22 protein-coding genes are annotated in these 22,457 nt (G+C 70.4%); 12 read left to right on the forward strand and 10 right to left on the reverse strand.

Annotated features, from left to right (window positions below; all coding sequences use genetic code 11):
* Nucleotides 1–189: 189 nt before the first annotated feature.
* The 3 genes from ACFQW6_RS04075 to ACFQW6_RS04085 all read left to right on the forward strand — a co-directional run bounded on the left by ACFQW6_RS04075 (nucleotide 190) and on the right by ACFQW6_RS04085 (nucleotide 2,344).
* A complete protein-coding gene (locus tag ACFQW6_RS04075) occupies nucleotides 190–1,446 on the forward strand; it encodes an NAD(P)/FAD-dependent oxidoreductase (protein ID WP_378541556.1) in 1,257 nt (418 codons plus the stop codon).
* A 35-nt stretch (nucleotides 1,447–1,481) separates the two neighbouring features.
* Nucleotides 1,482–1,691 (forward strand): hypothetical protein, encoded by a 210-nt coding sequence (locus ACFQW6_RS04080; RefSeq protein ID WP_378541558.1) that lies wholly within the window; start codon nucleotides 1,482–1,484, stop codon nucleotides 1,689–1,691.
* 107 nt (nucleotides 1,692–1,798) lie between these two features.
* Entirely contained in the window at nucleotides 1,799–2,344 is a 546-nt protein-coding gene (locus tag ACFQW6_RS04085; RefSeq protein WP_378541560.1) for a GtrA family protein, read from the forward strand.
* A 307-nt stretch (nucleotides 2,345–2,651) separates the two neighbouring features.
* Here the strand turns inward: ACFQW6_RS04085 and ACFQW6_RS04090 are convergent, their stop codons facing one another.
* From ACFQW6_RS04090 to glsA, 8 genes are all read right to left on the reverse strand, one after another.
* A complete protein-coding gene (locus ACFQW6_RS04090) occupies nucleotides 2,652–3,434 on the reverse strand; it encodes a phosphotransferase (protein ID WP_378541562.1) in 783 nt (260 codons plus the stop codon).
* Nucleotides 3,435–3,515: 81 nt separating this feature from the next.
* Complete coding sequence (locus ACFQW6_RS04095) at nucleotides 3,516–4,178, reverse strand: GAP family protein (protein ID WP_378541564.1); 663 nt, start codon at nucleotides 4,176–4,178, stop codon at nucleotides 3,516–3,518.
* On the reverse strand, nucleotides 4,175–4,690 hold the full coding sequence (locus ACFQW6_RS04100; protein ID WP_378541566.1) for a hypothetical protein: 516 nt from the start codon (nucleotides 4,688–4,690) through the stop codon (nucleotides 4,175–4,177). Before ACFQW6_RS04100 ends, ACFQW6_RS04095 begins: the two co-directional genes overlap by 4 nt.
* Before the next feature lie 115 nt (nucleotides 4,691–4,805).
* Nucleotides 4,806–5,474: a PAS and ANTAR domain-containing protein gene (locus tag ACFQW6_RS04105; protein WP_378541568.1), complete on the reverse strand. Its 669-nt coding sequence runs from the start codon at nucleotides 5,472–5,474 to the stop codon at nucleotides 4,806–4,808.
* A gap of 316 nt (nucleotides 5,475–5,790) precedes the next feature.
* Nucleotides 5,791–6,243, reverse strand: coding sequence for a hypothetical protein (locus ACFQW6_RS04110; RefSeq protein WP_378541570.1), 453 nt, complete (start codon nucleotides 6,241–6,243; stop codon nucleotides 5,791–5,793).
* A 140-nt stretch (nucleotides 6,244–6,383) separates the two neighbouring features.
* Complete coding sequence (locus ACFQW6_RS04115; protein WP_378541572.1) at nucleotides 6,384–7,118, reverse strand: SDR family oxidoreductase; 735 nt, start codon at nucleotides 7,116–7,118, stop codon at nucleotides 6,384–6,386.
* Nucleotides 7,115–8,044, reverse strand: coding sequence for an alpha/beta fold hydrolase (locus ACFQW6_RS04120; RefSeq protein ID WP_378541574.1), 930 nt, complete (start codon nucleotides 8,042–8,044; stop codon nucleotides 7,115–7,117). The genes ACFQW6_RS04115 and ACFQW6_RS04120 overlap by 4 nt, the downstream gene beginning before the upstream one ends.
* Before the next feature lie 254 nt (nucleotides 8,045–8,298).
* Nucleotides 8,299–9,336, reverse strand: a complete 1,038-nt coding sequence (glsA, locus tag ACFQW6_RS04125) for a glutaminase A (protein WP_378541576.1) — start codon at nucleotides 9,334–9,336, stop codon at nucleotides 8,299–8,301.
* Nucleotides 9,337–9,536: 200 nt separating this feature from the next.
* Here glsA and ACFQW6_RS04130 point away from each other — a divergent pair, with 200 nt between their 5' ends.
* The 7 genes from ACFQW6_RS04130 (at nucleotide 9,537) to ACFQW6_RS04160 (ending at nucleotide 17,734) form a co-directional block, all read left to right on the forward strand.
* Nucleotides 9,537–10,427, forward strand: coding sequence for an ATP-binding cassette domain-containing protein (locus ACFQW6_RS04130; protein ID WP_378541578.1), 891 nt, complete (start codon nucleotides 9,537–9,539; stop codon nucleotides 10,425–10,427).
* Nucleotides 10,424–12,109 (forward strand): ABC transporter permease, encoded by a 1,686-nt coding sequence (locus tag ACFQW6_RS04135; RefSeq protein ID WP_378541580.1) that lies wholly within the window; start codon nucleotides 10,424–10,426, stop codon nucleotides 12,107–12,109. Before ACFQW6_RS04130 ends, ACFQW6_RS04135 begins: the two co-directional genes overlap by 4 nt.
* Before the next feature lie 278 nt (nucleotides 12,110–12,387).
* Nucleotides 12,388–13,212: a hypothetical protein gene (locus tag ACFQW6_RS04140; RefSeq protein ID WP_378541582.1), complete on the forward strand. Its 825-nt coding sequence runs from the start codon at nucleotides 12,388–12,390 to the stop codon at nucleotides 13,210–13,212.
* Entirely contained in the window at nucleotides 13,196–13,846 is a 651-nt protein-coding gene (locus tag ACFQW6_RS04145; protein WP_378541584.1) for a hypothetical protein, read from the forward strand. Before ACFQW6_RS04140 ends, ACFQW6_RS04145 begins: the two co-directional genes overlap by 17 nt.
* A 66-nt stretch (nucleotides 13,847–13,912) precedes the next feature.
* Nucleotides 13,913–14,455: a DUF2231 domain-containing protein gene (locus tag ACFQW6_RS04150; RefSeq protein ID WP_378541586.1), complete on the forward strand. Its 543-nt coding sequence runs from the start codon at nucleotides 13,913–13,915 to the stop codon at nucleotides 14,453–14,455.
* Nucleotides 14,456–14,736: 281 nt separating this feature from the next.
* On the forward strand, nucleotides 14,737–16,080 hold the full coding sequence (locus ACFQW6_RS04155) for a phospholipase D-like domain-containing protein (protein WP_378541588.1): 1,344 nt from the start codon (nucleotides 14,737–14,739) through the stop codon (nucleotides 16,078–16,080).
* A gap of 307 nt (nucleotides 16,081–16,387) precedes the next feature.
* Nucleotides 16,388–17,734 carry a phospholipase D-like domain-containing protein gene (locus ACFQW6_RS04160; protein WP_378541590.1) on the forward strand — a complete coding sequence of 449 codons (1,347 nt, stop codon included), beginning with the start codon at nucleotides 16,388–16,390 and terminating at the stop codon, nucleotides 17,732–17,734.
* A gap of 249 nt (nucleotides 17,735–17,983) precedes the next feature.
* Here the strand turns inward: ACFQW6_RS04160 and ACFQW6_RS04165 are convergent, their stop codons facing one another.
* Entirely contained in the window at nucleotides 17,984–18,121 is a 138-nt protein-coding gene (locus ACFQW6_RS04165; RefSeq protein WP_378541592.1) for a hypothetical protein, read from the reverse strand.
* Nucleotides 18,122–18,260: 139 nt separating this feature from the next.
* Nucleotides 18,261–19,784 (reverse strand): sulfatase, encoded by a 1,524-nt coding sequence (locus ACFQW6_RS04170; protein ID WP_378541594.1) that lies wholly within the window; start codon nucleotides 19,782–19,784, stop codon nucleotides 18,261–18,263.
* Nucleotides 19,785–20,043: 259 nt separating this feature from the next.
* On the opposite strand from ACFQW6_RS04170, the gene ACFQW6_RS04175 reads away from it, so the two are divergent.
* On the forward strand, nucleotides 20,044–21,393 hold the full coding sequence (locus tag ACFQW6_RS04175; protein ID WP_378541596.1) for a hemolysin family protein: 1,350 nt from the start codon (nucleotides 20,044–20,046) through the stop codon (nucleotides 21,391–21,393).
* Nucleotides 21,383–22,447 (forward strand): hemolysin family protein, encoded by a 1,065-nt coding sequence (locus ACFQW6_RS04180; RefSeq protein ID WP_378541598.1) that lies wholly within the window; start codon nucleotides 21,383–21,385, stop codon nucleotides 22,445–22,447. The genes ACFQW6_RS04175 and ACFQW6_RS04180 overlap by 11 nt, the downstream gene beginning before the upstream one ends.
* The last annotated feature ends 10 nt before the right edge of the window (nucleotides 22,448–22,457 follow it).

Here is a 22,457-nt window from a genome sequence, read left to right on the forward strand (position 1 = left end):
AGGACGTTTCGCACCTGCGTGCAGCACGGCACCCGCGGGACACATAACCCGCCGCGCGGCTCCTGACCATCCAGCCGCGCTCGAGACCGTCTCGTGACGACATGGGTCACCTGCGCCCACCTCGTCGTCGGCTGACCGCTGCGCCCACCTCACCCCGCCCGCCTCCGCTTCCAGAAAGCCCCCTCAGCCATGACCCAGTCCGTTGCCATCATCGGAGCCGGAATGGTCGGACTCGCGACCGCCTGGCACCTCCAGGAACACGACATCCGCGTCACCGTCTACGAGCGCGATCACGTCGGCGCCGGCTCCTCGTGGGGCAACGCCGGCTGGCTCACCCCCGCCCTCACCGCACCCCTGCCCGAACCTGCCGTCCTGCGCTACGGCGTCCGCGCCGTCGTCAGCCCGTCCTCACCGGTCTACGTCCCGCTTCGGCCGGACCCGCGGCTGCTTCGCTTCCTCACCGGGTTCGCCCGCCACAGCACGGAACGGCACTGGGGACGCGGCATGCGCGCCTACGCCCCCATGAACCGCCGCGCCCTCGACGCCTTCGACGAGCTCACCGACAACGGTGTCGCGGCCACCACCCGACCCGCGGATCCGTTCCTCGCAGCGTTCCGCACCCCTGATGAGCGCGCAGCACTCGTCGACGAGCTCGAGCACATCCAGGACGCCGGCCAGGCCGTGAAGTACGACCTCCTCACCGGTCCCGAGGCCCGCGCCATCGAACCGGCCCTGTCCTCAGCGGTAGGGGCAGTCATCCGCCTGCACGACCAGCGCTACATCAACCCGCCGGCCTTCGTGGGAGAGCTCGCTCGAGCGGTCGTGGGCCGCGGCGGCCGGATCGTCGAAGGCGCGTCCGTCTCCGGCGTCCGCCCGGACAACGGCGGCGCCTACCTGACCACCCGCGAAGACGTCGACGGCACCAACCGGTACGACGCCGTCGTGCTCGCCAACGGCGCTTGGATCGGGCGCCTCGCTCGCCGGTTCGGCGTACGCCAGCGCGTCCAGGCTGGCCGCGGTTACTCCTTCAGCGTGGACGGCGAGCACCTTCCGTCGACGCCCGTGTACTTCCCCGCCCAACGAGTCGCCTGCACGCCGCTCCACGGGCCCGACGGAACGCGACTGCGCGTCGCCGGGATGATGGAGTTCCGCGCCCCCGACGCCGCACTCGACCAACGCCGTATCGACGCGATCGTCAACGCCGCGCGCCCCTTGCTGAACGGCGTCGACCTCGACGACCGTCGTGACGAGTGGGTCGGGTCCCGCCCCTGCACCGCAGACGGCCTGCCGCTCATCGGGGGCACTCGCGCACCCGGCGTGTACGTCGCGGGCGGGCACGGCATGTGGGGCATCGCCCTCGGACCGCTGACCGGCAAGCTCCTCGCCCACCAGATCGCCACCGGAGTCGCGCCGCCAGAGCTCGTGGCGTTCGACCCGCTGCGCTGACCCACCCCAGGCACGGCCTCGCAAAGGACATCCGCGTGCGCATGCACACCTACCAGCACCAGCTGGCCACCCCCGTTCCGGACTCCACGCCACCGGAGCAGAGACCGAACACCGAGGCCCGGCTCGGCGATTGGGATCACCTGGAAACCCGCGCCCACGAACGGACGGCGGTGCGGGCGATCGCACCACTGGGCGCGACTCTGGCCGCGCTCGAGCTCACGCGACAAGAACAGCTCTGCGACTGAGGCGCGCGCCAGGCGCAAACCGCTCTGGTCCGCGCTGAACGGGGAATAGTCCCCGATCGCGTGTGTTCAGACTGGGTGTGCGCGCCATCGACCCTTCTGCTGCCGCCGTGACGGGAGCGTCGGTGCCCGGGGCGCGTGACACGAGCCGAGCGGGGAACATCCTCGGCACGCCCTACCAGCGGATGCTCGCTGAGCTGGGCCGGTTCCTCACCGTGGGGGGCGTCGCCACGATCGTCGCCTTCATCCTCTTCAACGGGCTGGTCCACGGCTTCAGCACCGGCGACCACCCGCTCCTCAGCGATCGACCGATCCTCGCCTACGTGCTGGCCAACACCGTCGGCATGGTGATCAGCTACCGCGGTGCCAGGAGCTGGGCGTTCCGAGACCGCCCGCCGCGTCAAGCCGATGGCGGCCGGTCGGCGTACGTGCTGATCAACCTGGTCACGATGTCGCTTCCCATCGCGTGCCTCATCATCAGCCGCGACGTGCTGGGTCTCGACGACCCGTTGTCCGACAACATCTCGGCCAACGTCATCGGTCTCGTGCTCGGCCTCGGTGCGCGGTTCTACCTCTTCCGCCGATTCGTCTTCCGACGTCCGGTCACGCGGCGCAACCAGGTGGCACAGAGGTCGGAGCTCGTCGACGCGCCGTAGATCATCACTGACCGGCGCAGCCAGCTTCGGCCGGGATGATCTACGGGCAGCATCCGGATCACCCCAGATGCACGCGGGTACACCAGAACCGACGATCGAGCTCTTCAAGACGTCTGTGTCGACAACCACGAAGCCTGTGGCCTCCGCGATGATCTTGGTGAGCCTGGACTTTCCTGAGCCCGGCACACCGGAGAGCCGGACGAGCACACTTGAACCTGTCCGCTCACCGACATGAGCGGATGTGCGGGTCGCGGCAGCTCCGGATGCTTCATGGGGTGCCGCATTCCACGTAGACGTGCGCTGGGCGTCAGTCGGAGAACAGCGACCTGTTCTGCTCGATCCACGCGATGTCGGCAAGCTTCTCCTTCTCGACGCTGCCCTCGGCGACCCATGTCTTCTGGGGTTCCTGTCCTTGGGCGGCGAGGAACCGGACGTGCTCGCTGGTGTAGCGGATGCGTTGGACGACGGCGTCAGCGACGTCGAAGTCGGCGGGGATCCCGTAGGCGTCGAGAAAGGCCTCGATGCGCGCTCGCCGATCGGGGAGCTCCGGGAAGTGGTGCCACTCAATGGCTGCCTGGTCATCCCGGATCGGGGCGAACCACTGGAGGGCGTACGCCACGTCGCTGAGCCTGGGCGCGCGGTGGAGGAAGTCCCAGTCGACGAGCGCGACGGCCTGTCCGTCCCGCCAGACGAAGTTCCAGGGGCCGGGGTCGCCGTTGACGAAGACGTCGCCGCCCTCGGCTGTCGGTGCGGCGAAGACGGTGTCGTCGGGTGGGACCCAGTCAGCGGAGGCGTCGTGGATGCGTCGCAGGAGGCGTGCCGCCGACCGCAGCCCCTGCTCGTCGTGCTGGTGCTTCCACCCGTCACCGCCGCTGTCTCCCTCGATGAAGCGAAGCGTCTCGGTCTCACCGTCCAGAGACACAGGCTCAGGAACGCAGTCCAAACATTTCGCCCGAAGGTGCCGCAGGAACGAGTGCACGGTCAGGGTTTGCGGGCCAGCGGGTCGAGTGACCGTTTCGGCCGCCAGTTCGATGGTACGGAACTGCTCGTTCACTTCTGCCGCTCGGTTCAGCACCTCGTCGTTAGCCATGCGAGACCCTCACACGAGCACCGGCTGAGCCACCAACGATTTCGCGGAACCGCGACGCGGCGCACAGCACGAGTTCGCGCCTCATGCCGTGGCCGCGATCGCGCCGAGGCCGGCGGCGAGGAGCGCGAGTGCGGCGGCGCGCACCTTGCTGGCGGGGATGTCTGCCTCGGTGCCGAATCGGTCGTGCAGCCGCCGCAGATGCCGGGTGACGGGCCCTCCTCGCAAGCCGATCGCGAGAAGGAGGAGGCACGGCAAGCAGTAGATGAAGGCGTAGACGGAGAGGAGGGCCAGGGCGAGGGGGACGCCGATGTCGGCTGCCACCAGCCGTTCGATCGCGATGAAGTAGGGAAAGGCGTTGGGCAGGTCGGCACCCGTCATCAGCACGCCCAGGCCGGCTGCGGTGGCCGGGTTGAACCAGCTCGGGAGGACGAGCTCTCGCCGTCTTCTGGGTCGTAGCGCCCGGATCGCGGACACCAGCACGACCGCCGCAGCGAGTCCGAAGGCGCCTCGCCGTACCAACACGAGCCCGTTCGCGACGCCGGCGGTCGCCGCGTCCGCGCCGAGGTAGACCGCCACGCCCACGCTGAGGACGGTGAGGAAGGCGCCAGCGACGAACCCCAAGGTGTCGGCGACGGGGTTCGCCCTGGACCCGAGGAGGATGAGCGTCACCGCAACGAGCGTGGCCGGGTTGAGTGAGTCAAGCGCCGCCAGCCCCACGAGGCCGGCGACGAGTGCGGGTGTCACAGGCGGGATCCGGGGTCGCCGTCGGACTCCACCAGGTGGGCGATGAGGTCGTTGATGCGCTTCGCCGACGGTGGGTCGCCGAAGAGGGACTCGACGAAGAGCCCGTCGCCGACAAGCCTGATCACCTCGGCCCGGATCGCACTCCCGAGCTCGTCGGCGATGAGTCCCTCCCAGCGCTCGATGGCCGCGTCGATGTCACCCGGGAGCGAGTCCCGGGTGCGCAACGAGGCCAGCACGAGCAGGGCGACCGCTCGGTCCTCGGTCGTGGGCAAGGAGAGCCGGAGGTACGTCGCTGCAGCATCGCCGCGCGTGGCAGCGGCGGTCATCGCCCCATCCACCCGGGCGATGGCTCGGGCGGCGAGCGCTGCCTCCAGCGTGTTGCGATCGGGGAAGTAGTGCAGGACGGCCTGCTTGCTGCGGCCCAAGGTCTGGGCGATCGCCTGGATGCTCGGTGGCTGCCCCTCTCGAAGGATGAGCTCCTGCATGGCGTCCAGCACGTCGTCGGCGTTCATGACGTCAGCCTACCTACCGGTAGGTAAGTGGCCGGCGGCAATTGCCGTCGCCGCAACCGGCGGAGAGACGGACGTGTCGCGCTTGCAACGTCCCTTCGGTGCCGTCAGGTCCTCTTCAGGCGGAGGAGCCCTGTCTGGTCCTGTCGACCTGTCGGCCCCGAGCGGCGTTCGCGAGCCGATCCAGGATGTCGGACACATCATCGCTCCGGGGCCCGCCCCCGGACACGTACTCGAGCAGTGTCCGGGCGATGTCAGCGACCTTGCGGTTGGCGTCCTGGGAGCACGTTCGCAGTCGTTCGAACGCCTCTTCTGCGGTGCAGCCCTCTGCGAGCATGACCATGCCCTTGGCCTGGTCGATGAGCGGGCCGGCCTGTGCCTTCCGCGTGAGAGCGTCCTGGACGTCGGCCTCGGTCTCGTGCCGTCGCGCGTCCGTCAGGTCGATGTAGTAGCCATCGATCGCAGCCGCCCGGCCGTCCGGATCGAGGACGGTGCTGCCCACGCTGACCACGGACAGGACACGCTGGTTGCGGTCCACGATGCGGTGGTAGCAGCTGTACGTCCCCCCGTCGCGAACCACGGCTGCGAAGACACCAGCGGCCCGCTGGCGATCGTCGGGATGCTTGTGGTGCATCAGCGCGCTGGTCGTCGCGGGTATCTCACCGGGCGCGTAGCCGTGCAGGTCGTAGAGAGCGTCGGACCACTCCCACTGGTCGTGCACCACGTCGTACCTGAAGGCGGCGACGACGCCGGGGGACCGGGTGCCGGGGAAAGAGTCGATGTGCAACGAGCAGTCCGTGTTCTTCTAGGCATGGATCCGTGACCTGTGTCGTCAAGTCACGTGGTTGCGCCAGAGTACAAAACAGCCGACCGGTCAGGCACGACCGCGTGTTCACGCGTCGCAGCATGAGCGAACGTCCTCGGTGACACCTTCAGGTGGCGGAGGCTGACCTCCAGGGCCAGCAGCCCTTGGCAGTTGCAGCCATGCCTGAGGCAAGAAAGAACCGCTCACGGTCTCGGGTCCGTGAGCGGTTCTGATCAGAATCTACGTGACCGTTGTCCTCGACACTGGCACAGCGCGTACACGCGTTTGCCACAGAACGTCAGCGCGGCGCCGTGGTGTCGAGGCGGTCGAGCATGTCGTTCAAGTGTCGACGGAGGTCCTGCGCGTGGTCTGCCGCGAGCTGCTGGAGGCGAGCGACCTCGGTCTCACCGTGTGCGCGCTGTTCCTCTGTCTTGGTGCGTACGTCCTCCGCAGTCGCTTGCGCCTCGCCGACCGTCCGCGCGGCCTCGCGTCGCGCGGCATCGATCATGCGCTCGACCTCGCGCTGCGCCGAACCCACCAGCGCGCCCGCCTCCTCCCGGGCTGCCGCGACGATCTGAGCTGCCTCGGCCCGGGCGTCGGAGCGCCACTGGTCGGTGTCGCGGGCAGTCATCTCCAGGAGCCGCGCTGCCGAAGGCGAGCGTGGCTCCGGCACCTCGACTCGCCCGGTGGGGTCGTCTCGATCATCGCCCGCTTCGTTTTGGACGCTTCCGTCGTAGTCCTGCTCCAGCACGTGCCTCTCCTCACTTGCCGCCGCGGCGGCATCGTCGGCAGCGTACGAGGTGCAGGCGTCGGGGGGCGATGGGGGAGGGGATGACGAGCGGCCAGCAGCTCGGATATCAGCCTCGGCAGTGGTCGCGCTGGCTCGGCACCTCACATCACGTGGCCACCGTTGATGGTGATCCGCTGGCCGGTGATGAAACCGCCCGCCTCCGAGGCCAGGTGCGCCACCGTCGCCGCCACGTCCTCCGGCGTTCCCATCCGTCGCAGGGGGACCTCGGCGACGTACGTCGCGGTGTCGATGCCGTGGTGTCGCTCGACCGGGATCCACCCGGGCTGCACGAGGTTCACGGTGATGCCGTGGGCGCCGAGCTCCTTGGCCCAGACCTTGGTGAGGCCCACCTGGGCGTTCTTCGCCGCTGCATAGGCCGACGTCAGTGGCGCCGCCCGGTCGGCCAGGTCGGAGCCGATCAGGATGACTCGACCACCACCGTTCTCGCGCATGCTGGGCAGGGCGGCCTGCACCAGCAGGGTCGGGCTCTTGACGAAGAACTCGAGCTGATCGAGGTAGGTCTGCCAGGCGAGATCCGTCAGAGCGACCTCGGGCTGCGGACCGGTGGCGTTGGCGACGACAGCAATCACCGGTCCGAGACGCCGCGCGACCTCGTCGAACAGGTGGTCGACGCCCTGCTCGTCGGTGACGTCTGCCGAGAACAGGTCCGCGACGCCACCTGCCTGTCGGATCACCCCGACGACGGTCTCGGCCGCGGCCTGACCGCGGTGGTAGTTGACCGCCACCGGCCACCCCTCGTCCGCCATGCGAACGGCGATGGCTGCACCGAGGCCGCGCGAGGCGCCGGACACGAGTGCGACACCCACGGGACTCATCCTTCGCCGCCGCCCTGGGGTGAGGGCCGGCTCTTGGGCTCACGGACGCGAGGAGGCTGCGCCCGTCCGTCGAGCCACTCCGTGATGGATCGTGCTGTCCACGTGGGGTCCTCGAGGTGGGGCAGGTGCCCGACCCCGCGGCGGGTCCGAAAGGTCCACCCCGGGTGTGCCGATGCGAGTGCGCTCGCCGCCTCGAGCTCGGACAGCGGGTCGTCCGCGCCGTGCAGCCACAAGGTCGGCGTGGTGACGTCCGCCAGCTGGCGGCTCCACTGCTCCGGACGGGCGAGGAGCGCGACCACCTCGAGGATCGCGCGGAACTGGGCACGCTGGGCTGCCCGACCTCCGTCGTCGCTCCTGGTGGCCATGGTCTCCTCCACGGTGGCGTCGAGGACTGTCGCCGGGATCCGGTCGGCATGCGGGGTGGCGTCGGCCAGCTGCCGGGCCACCAGCTCCTGCGGAGACATGCGGGCGACCTGCCGGGCCACGAGTGCAGCGATCCCGGGCAGCCGTAGGAACGCGAGCTTCGCCGTCAACCGTGGGTCGCGGGACCAGCGGGTCACGTTCGGCACCGGCGGGTCGAGCAGCACCAGGCTCTCGACCGTCTCCGGCCGCCTGAGGACATGCAGTATCGCCACGATGGCACCCATCGAGTGCCCGACGAGGGTGACGGGGCGTTCGGTCTCGAGGGTCAGCAGCCGGTCCAGCATCTGCAGCTGTGCGTCGACGGCCGACGCGTCCGGTGCCGTGGCGAAGGACCGGCCGTGGCCCAGCAGGTCGGGCACCAGAACCCGGCGGTCCTCCGCCAGCAGTGGGCCCACCAGGCCGAAGTTGAGTGCCGACCCGCCAAGACCGTGCAGGCACACCATGAGCTCGCGAGCATCCGGCGCGCCGTACTCGGTGAGGTGGACGGCACCGTCGAGATCCACCGTGCGCGAGCGACTGCCCGGGGGCCACACCGCCGACGTCATCCGCCGCTCAGCTGCCCGGAGTCATCTCGCCGGTCCGGCCGGCGGTTCATGGTCGTCATCGTCTTCTCCAGGGAGGTGCGCTTCCGAATGATCGACGCTAGCGACAACTCTGGGCTGGCACATCACCTCGGCCGCGGCTTCCCCAAGGTGGAGGGCGCATGCCCCCTCCACGGATCAGCCGGTGCCCTCGTCGCTGGACATCGGCCTGCCAGTCAGAACGGGGTCGGGGGGCCCTCGGCTGGAACGGACGCGAAGAGGTTGAGCCCGAGCCGGTCGGCGAGGTACTTGGTCGCCAGCTGGCCGCGCACGCTGTTTCCGGCTGCATCCAGGGGCGGCGAGTAGGTGGCCAGCCCACCCTTGCCGGGGGAGACCGTCACGATGCCGCCGCTGACACCGCTCTTGCCCGGGACCCCGATCTGGTACAGCCAGTCGCCGGACAGCTCGTACAGTCCGGCGCTCGCCATCACCGCCAGCACGCGTCGGCACACGCCGGGTCTGATCACCGTCTCGCCGGTGACCGGGTTCACCCCGCCGTTCGCCAGGGTGGCCGCCATCACCGCGAGGTCGTGGACGGTCACGTCCAGCGAGCACTGACGGGTGTAGATGTCGGTCGCTTCGTCGGGGTCGAAGTAGAGACGCTCGTAGCTCCTGAGGAGGTGCGCGATGCCCTGGTTGCGCATGTTGGTGGATGACTCAGAGGCGTAGACCTCCGCGTTGACGGTGAGCTCGCGGCCGGCGAACATCGACAGTCGCGCCCGGATCGACTCCCACTTCTCGTCGTGCGTGGCGCCCGGCACGAGACTGGTGGTGGCGATCGCGCCGGCGTTGACCAGCGGATTCATGGTCCGATCAGCGTTGAGCTCGACGGCCATCAACGAGTTGAACGGGAAGCCGGTGCTGTTGACGCCGAGGCGCAACCGCGCCTCTTCGTACCCGAGGGTGTCGCAGACCAACGCGAACACGAAGGGTTTCGAGACGCTCTGCAGGGAGAACCGCGCAGCGACATCCCCGATCTCGAACGATCGACCCCATGGCCCGACGACGGCGATGCCGAACAGACCGGGCGCTGCCTGCGCCAGTACGGGGATGTAGTCCGCGACTGTCCCACTGTCGTCGCCCCGGTAGCGCTCGTAGGCCTCGGTTACGAGCTGCCGGATCTCCGCGTGGATGGGGAGATCGCCAGTCGACACGCGCGGTGGCGTTGCTGTCTCGTCGAACGGAAGCTCCTCGTGCATGGAGACCTTGGTCATCGTGCTCCGATCGACGCGTGTCTCGGCAGCGTACGACAAGGAGGGGCGTTCTCGTCCGCGCGTTCGGCACGGGGACGTCCTGCCCGCGCGCTGGGTGCGCTGCTGCGCTGACCAGCGACGTCACCCGCGCGCGCCACCGACGGTCCAGACCGTGCGCGTCCTCCTGCACGAAACGGACGTAGTCGCGTCACACTCGAGGGATGGCTGTCATCGAGCTTCGCGACATCGTCAAGACGTTCGGCGCCACGCGCGCGTTGGACCACCTCGACCTGGCGGTGGCCGAGGGTGAGGTGCATGGCTTCCTGGGACCCAACGGCGCTGGGAAGTCGACCACGATCCGCGTCCTGCTCGGTCTGCTCAAGGCCGACTCCGGGGCAGCCACGATGCTCGGCGGTGACCCGTGGCGCGACGCCGCGAACCTGCATCGCCGCCTCGCGTACGTCCCTGGGGACGTGTCGTTGTGGCCGAGCCTGACCGGCGGGGAGGTCATCGACGTGCTGGCGCGGATGCGGGGCGGCCTGAACGAGACCCGTCGGGCGACGATGATCGAGCGGTTCGAGCTCGACCCGTCGAAGAAGTCGCGCACCTACTCCAAGGGCAACAGGCAGAAGGTCGCACTGGTGGCCGCGCTGGCCAGCCGTGCGGACCTGTACCTGCTCGACGAGCCGACGTCGGGGTTGGACCCGTTGATGGAGGCGGAGTTCCAGAGGGCGATCCTCGAGCTCAAGGGGGAGGGCGCGACCGTGCTGTTGAGCTCCCACATTCTCGCCGAGGCGGAGGCGCTGTCGGACAGGATCAGCATCATCCGTGCGGGCCGAGTGGTGCAGAGCGGCACGCTCGCCGAGCTGCGTCACCTGACCCGTACGACCGTCATCGCCGAGACCGAGCGTCCCGCCACCGGCATCGCGCAGGTGGCCGGGGTGCACGAGCCGGAGTTCCACGGCGGCCGCGTCACGTTCGACGTCGACTCCGACCACCTGGACGCGGCGGTGAGCGCGCTCGCAGCCCTGGGCGTCCGCTCGCTGGCAGCGCACCCGCCGACGCTGGAGGAGCTGTTCCTGCGCCAGTACGGCGAGGAGGTGCAGGCATGAGCGTCCACCCCTCAGCTGCGTCCGCGACCGACGACACCGCCGCCGGGGGTGCGCGTCAGTCGCCGTCCGCGCCGGAGGGTTCGGGGACGTCATCGGTGACCGGCGTGGGACACCTGCTGCGACTCATCGTGCGACTGGACCGGCTGCGCCTGCCGTTGTGGCTGGTCGGGCTCGGCGGCACCATCGTGGCCAGCGCGCTGGCGGTCCCGCCGTTGTACGACACCCCGGAGAAGGTGGCCGGCTACGCCGCCGCCGTCGGCGTCAGCCCGGTGAACTACCTGATGTCGGGCCGCCAGGTCGGCCTGGACACGCTGGGCGGCATCGTCGCGAACGAGATCTCCCAGGTCGCCCAGGTGGGCATCTGCTTGATGGTGATGTTCCTCGTCGTGCGACACACCCGGGCCGAAGAGGAGTCAGGTCGCGCCGAGCTGGTGCGCTCGACCGTGGTCGGCCGCCACGCGGCCACGCTGGCCGGCCTCCTCTACGGGATCGCCTCGGCGCTGCTCATCGGAGTCATCACCACCGCCTCCATGCTTGCGGCCGGCCTTGCCGTCGACGGCAGCATCACGTACGGCACCGGACTCACGCTCCTCGGAGTCGCATACACGGCCGTGACGCTGGTTGCCGTGCAGATCTCCACCTCCGCGCGTGGGGCGCTCGGCCTGGCCGGCGCCGCGGTCGCGGTCGGGTACCTGGTGCGTGGACTCGGGGCGATGGAGGACAACGCCCTGGTGTGGGCCTCACCGTTCGGGTGGGCCCAGGGGATGGACGCGTTCGGGGACGAACGCTGGTGGCCGGCGCTGCTGCTGCTGGCGGCCACCGGGCTCCTGCTCGCGTTGGCCGGCCGGCTGACGGCCGGCCGCGACTTCGGTGGCGGGCTCGTGGACACGCGCCCTGGGCGACCGCGTGCCAGCTGGCTGCTGCACACGCCGTTCGGCCTCGTCGCCCGGGTGCAGCGGGGGCTGCTGCTCGGGTGGGCCGTAGGGCTCACCCTGCTCGGCCTGCTGTACGGCGCCGTCATCCCCACCATCCCGGACCTCATCGCCTCCAACCCGGAGATGGCCGACGTCGTCGGCGCCTCCGGAGCTGCTGAGGACGCACTCGTGGATGCGTTCCTGGCGTACATCTTCGTGTTCATGGCCGTCATCTCGTGCGGCGCAGTCGTCGCGTCGGTCCTGCGGCTCCGTACCGAGGAGGAGACCGGCCGCGCGGAAGCAGTCCTCGCCACACCCGTCAGCAGGACCACCTGGCTGGCGGCGACCACCGCTGTCGCGTTCCTCGCCATCACCAAGATCACCGTCCTCATGGGACTGGGACTCGCCCTCGGCTACGCGGTCGGGACCGGCGAGTGGGACCAGGTCCTGCCACAGGTCGGCGGCCAGCTCGCGTACCTGCCCGGGACCCTCGTCATCGGCGCGTTCGCGGTCGCCCTGTACGGCCTCCTGCCGCGCGGCACCGGTCTCGCATGGGCCGCGGTCGCGTTCGTCGCATTCCAGGTCATGCTCGGCGAGCTGCTCGGGCTCCCCGACGTCGTCGACGCGATCTCACCGTTCTCGCACCTCGCCGCAGTCCCGGTCGACGACTTCGCCGTTCTCCCGTTCCTCACGCTGCTCCTCGTCGCATCCGCGCTCGTCGGAGCCGGGTTGTGGGGTTACCGGCGACGGGACGCACTGACCGGCTGACCACCCGCACCAGCCACTCCGCGATGCGCACCTCGACCGCCAGGAAGGCGGACTCCAGCGGCTGTGCAGGTACAGGTGGGCCGACCTCGTCCAAACCCAGCGCGATCGGCACCGACAGCGCGCTCCGGACGCCGTCGCTGTTCGGCCTCACTCACCGAGGGTGAGGTGCGCGGCGGTGCTGGCGGTGACTCTGGACGCGATCGCCCCCTCGAGCGAGGACACCAGATGCTGACCGATCGCGAGCCCCTGCGACCTTCGCGGCGCCATGGGGGAGTGCGATGAACCTGGTGGTCGGCATCCTCGTGGTCATCGTTGCCGTGGCGGTGACCGTGACCGCGATGCTGGCGGTCCGTCGTCGCGCTCCGGAGGGCAGTTACTTCCAGGACGGTGACCGCGCGTCCGGTGTCTTCGGGGTGCTCGCCACGGGCTTCTCCGTGCTGCTCGGCTTCATCATCTTCCTCTCGTTCCAGTCCTACGACTCCGCCCGCACCGGCGCCGAGATGGAGGCGACGACGATCCTCCAGCAGACGCAGACCGCGCAGTTCCTCCCGAGCGAGTCCTCCGGTGAGCTGACCGCCGAGCTGGCCTGCTACGCGCGGTCGGTCGCGGGCGCGGAGTGGGAGGCGCTCGAGTCCGGAACGCTCGGCGATCGCATCAACCCGTGGGGCGTCGAGATGTTCCAGACCATCTCGGACGTGGTGCCGAAGAGGGCGACGGAGCAGTCGGCGTACGACCGCTGGATGGACCAGACGATCCAGCGCGAGCAGGCGAGGATCACCCGGGTGCACGGCGCTGAAGGCATCATCCCCCTGCCGCTGTGGGTGGCGCTGTTCCTGATCACCGCCGTCATCTTCGGCTACCTGCTCTTCTTCGCGGACCCGTCGGAGGGGCCGGTCACCCAGGCGATGCTGATGGGGAGCACGACGGCGGTCATCGCCATGCTCCTGCTCCTGCTGGCGTTCTTCGACCATCCGCACGGTGGCGGCGTCGGACGACTGCAGCCGACTGCCATGGAGCGCACCATCCGGGTGATCGACACCGAGCTCGAGATCATCGACCTCGACATCTCGCTCCCGTGTGACGGTGATGGCAACCCGCGCTGAGGCGCCGACGGACCGCCGTCGCGACTGGCAGGAGGGTGTGGCCACGGTGCTGCTGGTCGTCGCGGCCGTGGCGACGTCGTGGAGCAGCTACCAGGCGACGCGGTGGAACGGCGAGCAGGCCGCGGCGGCGGGACGCACCAACGCCATCAGGATCGAGGCGTCGCGCGCCGACGGCCTCGCCGAGGCGCAGACCCAGATCGATGTCGCCACGTTCATCGCGTGGGCCGAGGCCGACGTGACCGGCGACCGGGAGCTCGCGGACTTCGTGATGGACCGCTTTCGCGAGGAGTTCCGCCCCGCGTTCGACGCCTGGACCGCCACCGCGCCGCTGACGAACCCCGACGCTCCGCCCACTCCCTTCGCCATGGACGAGTACCGGCTCGAGTCCCAGCAGCAGGCGGAGGAGCTGGACGCGCGAGCCGAGGCGTCCGCCGCTGAGGTCCGCGCCAACATCCAGCGCGCCAGCAACTACGTCCTCACCGTGGTCCTCTACGCCGTCGCGCTCTTCTTCGCGGGCATGAGCACGCGCGTCTCCGCGCCTCGGCTCCGATGGGTCCTGACCCTCGCCGGCTGCGCGGTCTTCCTCGGCACGCTGGGCTGGATCGCCACCTTCCCCGTGAGCATCGCGGTCTGACCAACGGCCGGCGCGAGGTCCGCAGGCCGCATTGACCGCTCGTCCCCGCCGGGCGAGGGTGGAGCCATGGACACGCCACGGCTGGTGCGCTGGACGCGCCACCTCGAGGACACCGCAGCGCTCGACGGCGCCGTGCGCGCGCTCGAGCCGCACATCGACGCCGCATTCGCGACCGGGAGGCGGGGCGAGATCCTGCGTGGTGACTGGCTGGGGCACGCCGTCCACCCGGTGCTGACCGACGTCGTCCTGGGCACCTGGACCTCGGCGACCATCCTCGACCTCGTCGGTGGTCGGGAGTCGCGGCCCGCAGCGCAGCGGCTGCTCGGCGTGAGCCTGCTGGCCGTCGGTCCCACGGCCTGGACCGGCTGGGCCGAGTGGGCGAGCGCGGCCGATCGTGACAAGCGGGTCGGGGTCGTGCACGCAGCGACGAACGCCGTGGCCATCGGGATCTTCGCGTCGTCCTGGCTGGCTCGCCGCCGCGGCGACCACGCTGCCGGCGTACGACGCTCGCTGACGGGCGCGGCGGTCGCGACGGTCGGTGGCTACCTCGGCGGGCACCTCGCCGCTGCTCGCAAGGTCGGGACGCACGACCCCGCGTACGCCGACTGAACGCTCGCGGGGCTCACCGGCACGCGGTCACGACGAGAGGCGCGTGTCCGGGCCGGCCGTCGTTCCCGGTGCCCTGAGCCGGGAGTCCCGGTCCGCACCGGGACCCCAGGATCCGGGAACCCGGCACGGCCAAGCAAGGTCGTCGATCGAGACTGCTCACCCGGGTGCGCCCGAACCTTCCCGCAGCCAGCGAGGCCGTAGACCCGTGCCGGGGGAACATCCTCGGCGAGACCGTCGATCCACGGGGCAGGAAGCCCCCGTCAACGGATCGGGTGGTCGAGATGCGAACCAACCTGCTGGTGGGAACGGTGGTCCTCGGCGTGGCGGCAGCGGTGGCGACGCCGGTGCTCGGCACCGAGCTCGGGGGCGCGTTCGCGCGCGCGTTCGGCGGCGCGTCAGTCGGCTCGGCGCAGCACGCGGGCGGCGACGGTGCAGGTCTGCGGGCCGCCTCGGCGGCCGCCGTCGTCCCGGCGCCCGCGGCAAGCGTGCTGTTCAACGACCCGACCGGCGACGTGGCCGACCAGGACCGGATCGCCGGCCACGTCCGTCGGGCCATCGACGCCACTCCGCGCCACGGCACGATCCGGATGGCGGCGTACAGCTTCGACCGTCATGACATCGTCGAGGCACTCCGGCGGGCGTGCACCCGGCGCCAGGTCACCGTGCAGGTCGTCGTGAACGACAACTTCGTCTCGCCCCCCGTCCGGCGCCTGCGGCGGCTGCTGGGCGCAGACCGGGACTCGAGCGTGGGCGTGTGCGACGGGTCTGGGCGGACGAGCACCGAGCCCAGCTTCGTCAAGGTGTGCCGCGCCAGCTGCCGCCTCGGCGACCGCGGGAACCAGCACATGAAGTTCTACCTGTTCTCGGGGGGAGCGGGCACGGCGGACGTCGTGATGCTCGGGTCCGCCAACCTCACCGGCTACGCCGCGGGCGTGCACTGGAACGACCTGGTGACCTTCACCGGCGACCGGCAGCTGTACGACGACTACGGCCGGGTCTTCGCCGAGCTGTCGGCAGACCGCCTGGTCGACGCGCCGGCTCTCGACCTCACCCACGGCGACGTGATGACGAGCGTCTCGTCCGGGCGGCCCGCCGACGCGGACGACGATGCGGTCGCCCAGCGCCTGGCCCGGATCGACTGCCGGGCGCTGCCCGGCAGCGGCGTCGCCGGGCGGACGGTGCTCCGCATCAGCATGTACGGCTGGCGCGGCGCCCGCGGGGCCGACCTCGCCCGGCGGGTCGCCGGGCTGCGGGCGCAGGGGTGCCGGGTCCAGGCGCTGGTCAGCGCCGCCGGACCGGAGGTCGTCGAGATCCTCCTCGCGGGGGGCGTCCGCGTCCGCAGTGCCTCGCTCGACGTCGACGACAACGTGGCGACGGGGTTCGAGAGCTCCGGGTGGGAGTACTTCGTCCACGAGAAGTGGATGTCGGTCGACGGGACCTGGGACGGCTCGGCCACCCGGGCGGTGTGGACCGGCTCGGAGAACTGGTCCGACGTGTCGCACCTCAACGACGAGCTCGTCGTGATGATCCCGCGGGCCGGGATCCACGCTGCCTATGTCGCTCACTTCGACGGCGTCTGGGCCGACCACTCGGTGGCCCTCGGGCCACTGGCCTCCGCGATGTGAGCCTCGTCTCGACGACGAGACGCCCCGGACCGACAACTTTGTCGCACCGGACGTCGTCACCCCAGGGACGGGACCGGACCAGCGGACGCCGCGGGTCCGGTCGACATGCCCTGCCGCGCCTGTGACAGCGGGTCGCGCGCCGGGGCCCGAGCGTGACGACGCCACCGACGGTGGCGGTCGGGAAGGCGAGTTCGTGCCGAGGTTGTTGGTCCTGCTCACCCTGTGCCTGGTCGTGGGCACTCCACTGGCGGCGGTCCCCGTCGCATCAGCCCCCGCAGGGGCGACGGCGGCGGCGCAACCGAGGGCTGTGGCCGCGAAGGTCGAAGCCGCCGATCGCCAGCGGTGGAAGGCGCCGCAGGGTCCGTTCTTCAACGACCCGCGCCGCAGGAAGGGCTGGTTCCGCATCGAGCGGAAGGTCATCGACACGATCAAGCACGCCCCCCGCGGCTCGACCATCCGGATCGCGGTCTACTCGTTCGACCGGATGCCGGTCGCCAAGGCGCTCATCGCCGCGCACCGACGTGGCGTCGACGTGCAGATGATCCTCAACGACCACCAGTACACCAAGGCGATGCGAGCGGTCCGCAGGGAGATCGGGGGGAAGCGCTACCGCTCGAGCTTCATCTACCGGTGCACGGCCGGTTGCCGGAGCAGGCAGAACCAGTACAACAACATGCACACGAAGTTCTACTCGTTCTCGCAGGCGGGCAGGTCCACGGACGTGCTCGCCGTGGGGTCGGCCAACATGATGCTCAACGCCGACATCCACCAGTGGAACGACCTCTACTTCACCTCCGGCGACCACGAGCTCTTCCGTGAGTTCGTCCGGCTGTTCAACGACATGCGCAGGGACCACTCCACCCGCCAGCCTCCCCAGCTCTTCTGCGGAACCCCCGCCAACGGTGTCGCGTGCGACGACTCGGTCGACAAGCACACGGTCTGGGCCTGGCCCAAGCCATCGGGACCAAGGAACGACCTGGTCCTCGACCTGCTCGGAAAGGTCCAGTGCCTCACCCCGGACGGCTCCGGGGGCCAGAGACGGAGCCGCATCGCGGTGTCCATGCACACCATGCGCGGCAAGCGCGGTGACTACCTGGCCTCGGCCATCCGGCAGAAGTGGATCGAGGGGTGCAAGGTGCGCGTCATGTACGGCCTGATCGGCTTCCACACCAAGCGGGTCGTAGGTGCACCCACGCCGCGCGGGCGGATCCCACTGCGCTCCACCGGCCTGGACTTCAACCCCGACGACGACTACGACCTGAACAAGGACGGCAAGGACGACCTCATCCTGAGCTTCTACAGTCACCAGAAGTACGTCGCGATCCAGGGCACCTACAACGGCAACCCCGACACCCACATGACCGTCACCGGCTCCTCCAACTGGGCGAGCCTGAGCCCGGGCAACGACGAGCTCTGGATGACGATCCGCGGCAAGAAGCTCACGCGGAAGTACGTGAAGAACTTCGACCACCAGTGGAAGCACAGGCGCAACTCGCGCAATGCCTACACGACCACGTACGTCAGCTTCCGCGTCGCGCGGACGGTGGTCGACGAGAGCGGCACGCCCCGCACGGTCTGGAGGACCGTGCGCCGGCCGGTCACGACGATCGAGCGGGACCCCTACCGCAAGGGCCCCTACTGGGAAGCCGACTGAGGGCCGCCGGACCGGTCCACGCCACGTCCCAGAAATTCTCGGACGAACCCGTAACACCCGAGAACGCACTGGCGCTGTGGAAGTAGGCGGCCGCGTTCCGCCGAGCCCATCACTGCTCACCCGTGCCCCGACCTCCCGCCGAGGCGCGGATCCCCCCAGAGGCAGTGGGACGGCTCGAAAACGCGCACACCAGCGGCGTGGCCCTCCGGGGCCACGCCGCTGCTGCGTTGGGCCGCGTCTCGCTGGACGTCAGCGGATGGCGAGGGTCGCGGCGCCGACGGCGACGACGGCGCAGATAGCCCAGGACCGCGACGAGGCGGCGTTCGCGTCGGCCATGACGCGCGGCGCGTCGGACGACCAGAAGTGGTTGTCGCCGGCCTTCACCACGCGTGCGCCCGACGGGAGGGTTCGAGTTGTGGTCGTCCGACGGTCCGGCGCTGCCGGCTCAGTGACGGGCGGTCAGTCGCCGAGCTCGGCGCGCCGGCAGCACTGGGAGAGGACGGGGTGCAGCGCCTCCCTCACGGCGTCACGGGGACGGTGCGCGGGCCGCGGTCGTCACCGGCTCGGGGACGGGGCCGAACTGCTGGTTGCAGGTCCACCCCGCGCAGTCGACCAGCTCGCGACGCCGCAGCTCCAGCGTCGACCGGACCGCCGCGTAGGCCGGGTCATCGACGAGGTTGACCATCTCGTCGGGGTCGAGGAGCCGGTCGTAGAGGAACGTGTCGACACCGTCAGTGCCGTAGAGGTAGCGCTCGGTGCGCACCCCGCGGTGCGACCAGCCGTCGCCGAGGGTGCGGCCGGTCTGGATGAGTGTCGTGTCGCGGAACAGCTGGTCCTCGCCGCGCAGCGCCGGGGCCAGGGACGTGCCGTCCACCTGCCACTGCGGGGTCACCCCGGTCAGGGCCGCGAAGGTGACGGGCAGGTCGACCAGCGTCACCGGCAGCTGCGACGTGGCGCCGGCGACCACGTCCGGGCCCCGTACGAGGAGCGGGACCTGCAGCGCCTCGTCCGTCAGCACGTCCTTGCCGACGAAGCGGTGCTCGCCGAGGGAGTAGCCGTTGTCGGAGGTGAAGACGATGTAGGTGTCGTCGAGCACTCCCTCCTCCTCCAGCGTCTCGACCAGGGATCCGACCGCACGGTCCACGGACTGCAGCGTCTGCAGCCGGGCGGTGTTCTCCGCGACGACCTCCTCGCGCGAGACCGGGGTGCCCCGACGCAGGTAGGCGGGTTGGTCGGACACGTCCTCCTCGTCGAAGGCCGGGTCGTCGAAGGCCGACGGGCGCTCGTCGAGGAACAGGTGCTCGTCCTGCGGCTCCGCGGGCGGCAGGCCACGACCGCCCTCGGGGCTGATCCGGTAGTGCGGGGCGAGGTGCCACGCGTAGACGACGAACGGGTCGCCGCTGCGGGCGAAGTCGCGCACCGCCTCGTTGGTGTGGTCCTCGATCACCGAGGTGATGTAGCTGTCGGTGTAGCGCCGGGGGTCGCCGTCGCCGGTCATCGAGAAGTCGACGTAGTCGTAGACGCCCCGGGTGAGCGCGTCCCAACGCGACCAGCCGGCGGGGCGTACGTCCCGGGGGCCGTAGCCGTTGAGGAACTTGCCGACGAAGCCGGTGCGGTAGCCGCTGCTGCGGAACCAGGTGCTCGCCTCCTGGGACGGGTCGAGCGCCTGGAACCCGCCGTGCACGCCGCGGTTGTGCTGGACGCCGTTGTTCTGGGCGTACTGGCCGGTGGCGAGCTGGGCGCGCGCCGGGCAGCAGAGCGGGTGCGGCGAGATCGCGTCGGTGAACTCCATGCCCTGGTCGGCCAGCAGCCGCCGGGTGATCGGCATGTGGTCGAGGTCGTCGTCGCGCATGTCGTCGGTGAGCACGAAGACCAGGTTGGGACGGGTCGGCCCGTCTGCCTCCGCGGTGGGGGACTGGGTGCCCTGGACCATCCGCACCGAGCCGGGGGTGCGCGCCTCACCGGTGTCGCTGGTCGCGGTGACCGTGGCGAGGGTGGCGACGAGTACGACGAGGAGGGCAGCCGTGATCGACTGTGCCCACGCTCGCATCATGCCCCTCGCCGAGACCCTGAGGGTCCTTGTCGCCCGCCCCTGTACCGGCGCAAGACTAGGGCGCTGCCACCCGCCTCCCCAAAGCGACACGACGACTGGGGCGACAATGGTCTCCACCGATACCCTGTGGACTCGCCCGGGCCCGGCAACCGCGGCAGGCGACGCCCCGACAGCACGAGACGAAGGAACCCGCAGCAGCCGCCATGGACGAGAGTCAAAGTCCCCGCACGACCGCACTGATCGCCCGGTGCGCGTCGTGACCCCCCTCCTGCTCCTGCTCGTCTCGTTGGCCCTCGTGGCCGCCTGCGGCCTGTTCGTGGCCGCCGAGTTCTCGTTGGTCACGGTCGACCGTCCCAGCGTCGAGCGTGCCGCGGCCTCCGGTGACGAGGGAGCCCGCGGCGTCCAGCTGGCGCTCCGCTCGCTGTCGACACAGCTCTCGGGCGCCCAGGTCGGCATCACCGTCACCAACCTGGCGATCGGATTCCTCGCCGAACCGGCGATCGCCGACCTCATCGACGAGCCCCTGGCGGCGGCCGGCGTGCCCGAGGGTGCGGTCACGCCCCTCGCGCTGGCACTCGGCCTGGTCCTCGGCACCGTGGTGACGATGATCTTCGGCGAGATGGTGCCCAAGAACATCGCCATCGCCCGGCCGCTGCAGACCGCCCGCACGACCCAGGGCTTCATGCGCGGCTTCACCGCCCTCACCCGCGGGCCCATCCGGGCACTCAACGGGTCGGCCAACGCGATCGTGCGCCGCCTCGGCATCGAGCCGCAGGAGGAGCTCCGCTCCGCCCGGAGCTCGCAGGAGCTCGCCTCGCTCGTGCAGCGGTCCGCCGACCAGGGCACCCTCGACGCCGACACCGCCGAGCTCGTCGAGCGCTCGGTCGAGTTCGGCACCCGCACGGCCGGCGAGATCATGACCCCGCGCGTGCGGACCACGACGGTCGAGGACGGCGACCGGGTCTCCTCCGTCATCGACCTGGCGCGCCAGACCGGTCACTCGCGTTTCCCGGTCCTCGACTCCGAGGACACCGTGGTCGGCACGGTGCACGTCAAGCACGCGGTCGCCGTGCCGGTGCACGAACGGACCACGACCCGCATCAAGCACGTCATGGTCAAGCCGGTCGTGGTGCCCGACAGCCTGCGGCTCGACCCACTCCTGGCCCTGCTGCGCCAGGACGGCTTCCAGATGGCCATCGTGCTCGACGAGTACGGCGGCCACGCGGGCATCGTGACGCTCGAGGACGTCGTCGAGGAGATCGTCGGCGACATCTCCGACGAGCACGACCGGCTCGGCGCGCGCATCCGCCAGCGCCGCGACGGGAGCTGGACCCTCTCGGGGCTCCTGCGGCCCGACGAGGTCGAGGACGTCACCGACATCGAGCTGCCCGACCACGACGACTACGACACCGTGGCCGGCCTCGTCATGCGTGAGCTGGGCAAGATCCCGGAGCCGGGCGACCGCGTCGAGCTGCCGGTGCCCGACCGCAGCGACCCCCACGAGGTGCGTGAGCGTCTCGTGACCCTGACCGTGCAGCGGATGGACGGCCTGCGCATCGACCGCATCGACCTCGTCCTGGTGGGGGAGGCCGACCATGAACAGTGACCTCTTCGGCGTCGGCCTGGCCGTCGTCCTGCTCGCCCTCAACGCCTTCTTCGTGGGCGCCGAGTTCGCCCTGCTCGCCGCGCGGCGCAGCCAGATCGAGCCGCGGGCGCAGGAGGGCTCACGCGCCGCCCGGACCACGCTGCGGGCCATGGAGAACGTCTCGCTCGTGATGGCCGGCGCCCAGCTCGGGATCACCGTGTGCTCGCTGGGGCTCGGTGCCATCGGCGAGCCCGCGGTCGCCCACCTGCTGGAGCCGGTGTTCCATGCCGCCCGGATGCCCGACAACCTGCTGCACCCGGTGTCGTTCGTGGTCGCGATGTCGGTCGTGGTCTACCTGCACGTCGTCCTCGGGGAGATGGTGCCCAAGAACATCGCCCTCGCGGGCGCCGACCGTGCGGCCCTGGTCCTCAGCCCGCCGATGATGGCGATCGTCACCGTGCTGCGCCCGGTGATCGCCGTCATGAACCTGGCCGCCAACGGGGTGCTCCGCCTCCTGCGCATCGAGCCCAAGGACGAGGTGCACTCGAGCTTCACCCGCGAGGAGGTCGCAGCGCTCGTCGAGGAGTCGCGCGGCGAGGGACTCATCGAGGCCGACGAGTACGACCGCCTCGCGGGCGCCCTCGGCTTCACCGAGAAGTCGGTCGCCTCGATCGTCATGGCCCCCGCCACCCTGGCCACCGTGGCGCCCGGCTCCACCGTCGCCGACGTCGAGGCGGTGTGCGCGGCCACCGGCTTCAGCCGCTTCCCGGTCGCCGGTGACGACGGCACCCTGCTGGGCTACCTCCACATCAAGGACGCCCTCGAGTCCGACGACGACAAGCGCTCGCGCGTCATCGAGGACAAGTGGATCCGTCCCTTCGCCTCGGTGCACCCCGGCGACCTGCTCCACGACGCGCTGGAGACCCTCCAGGTCAAGGGCGCCCACATGGCGCGGGTCGTGGAGCGTGACGGGAGCGTGATCGGACTGGTCACGCTCGAGGACGTGCTCGAGGAGCTCGTCGGCGAGATCCGCGACGCTGCGCACCACGACGTGTCCGGCGTCGAGGCGTACTGAGCGCTGGATA

Origin of the sequence: Nocardioides sp. GCM10028917 (genome assembly GCF_042666175.1) — a bacterium.
Classification (GTDB): Bacteria; Actinomycetota; Actinomycetes; order Propionibacteriales; family Nocardioidaceae; genus Nocardioides.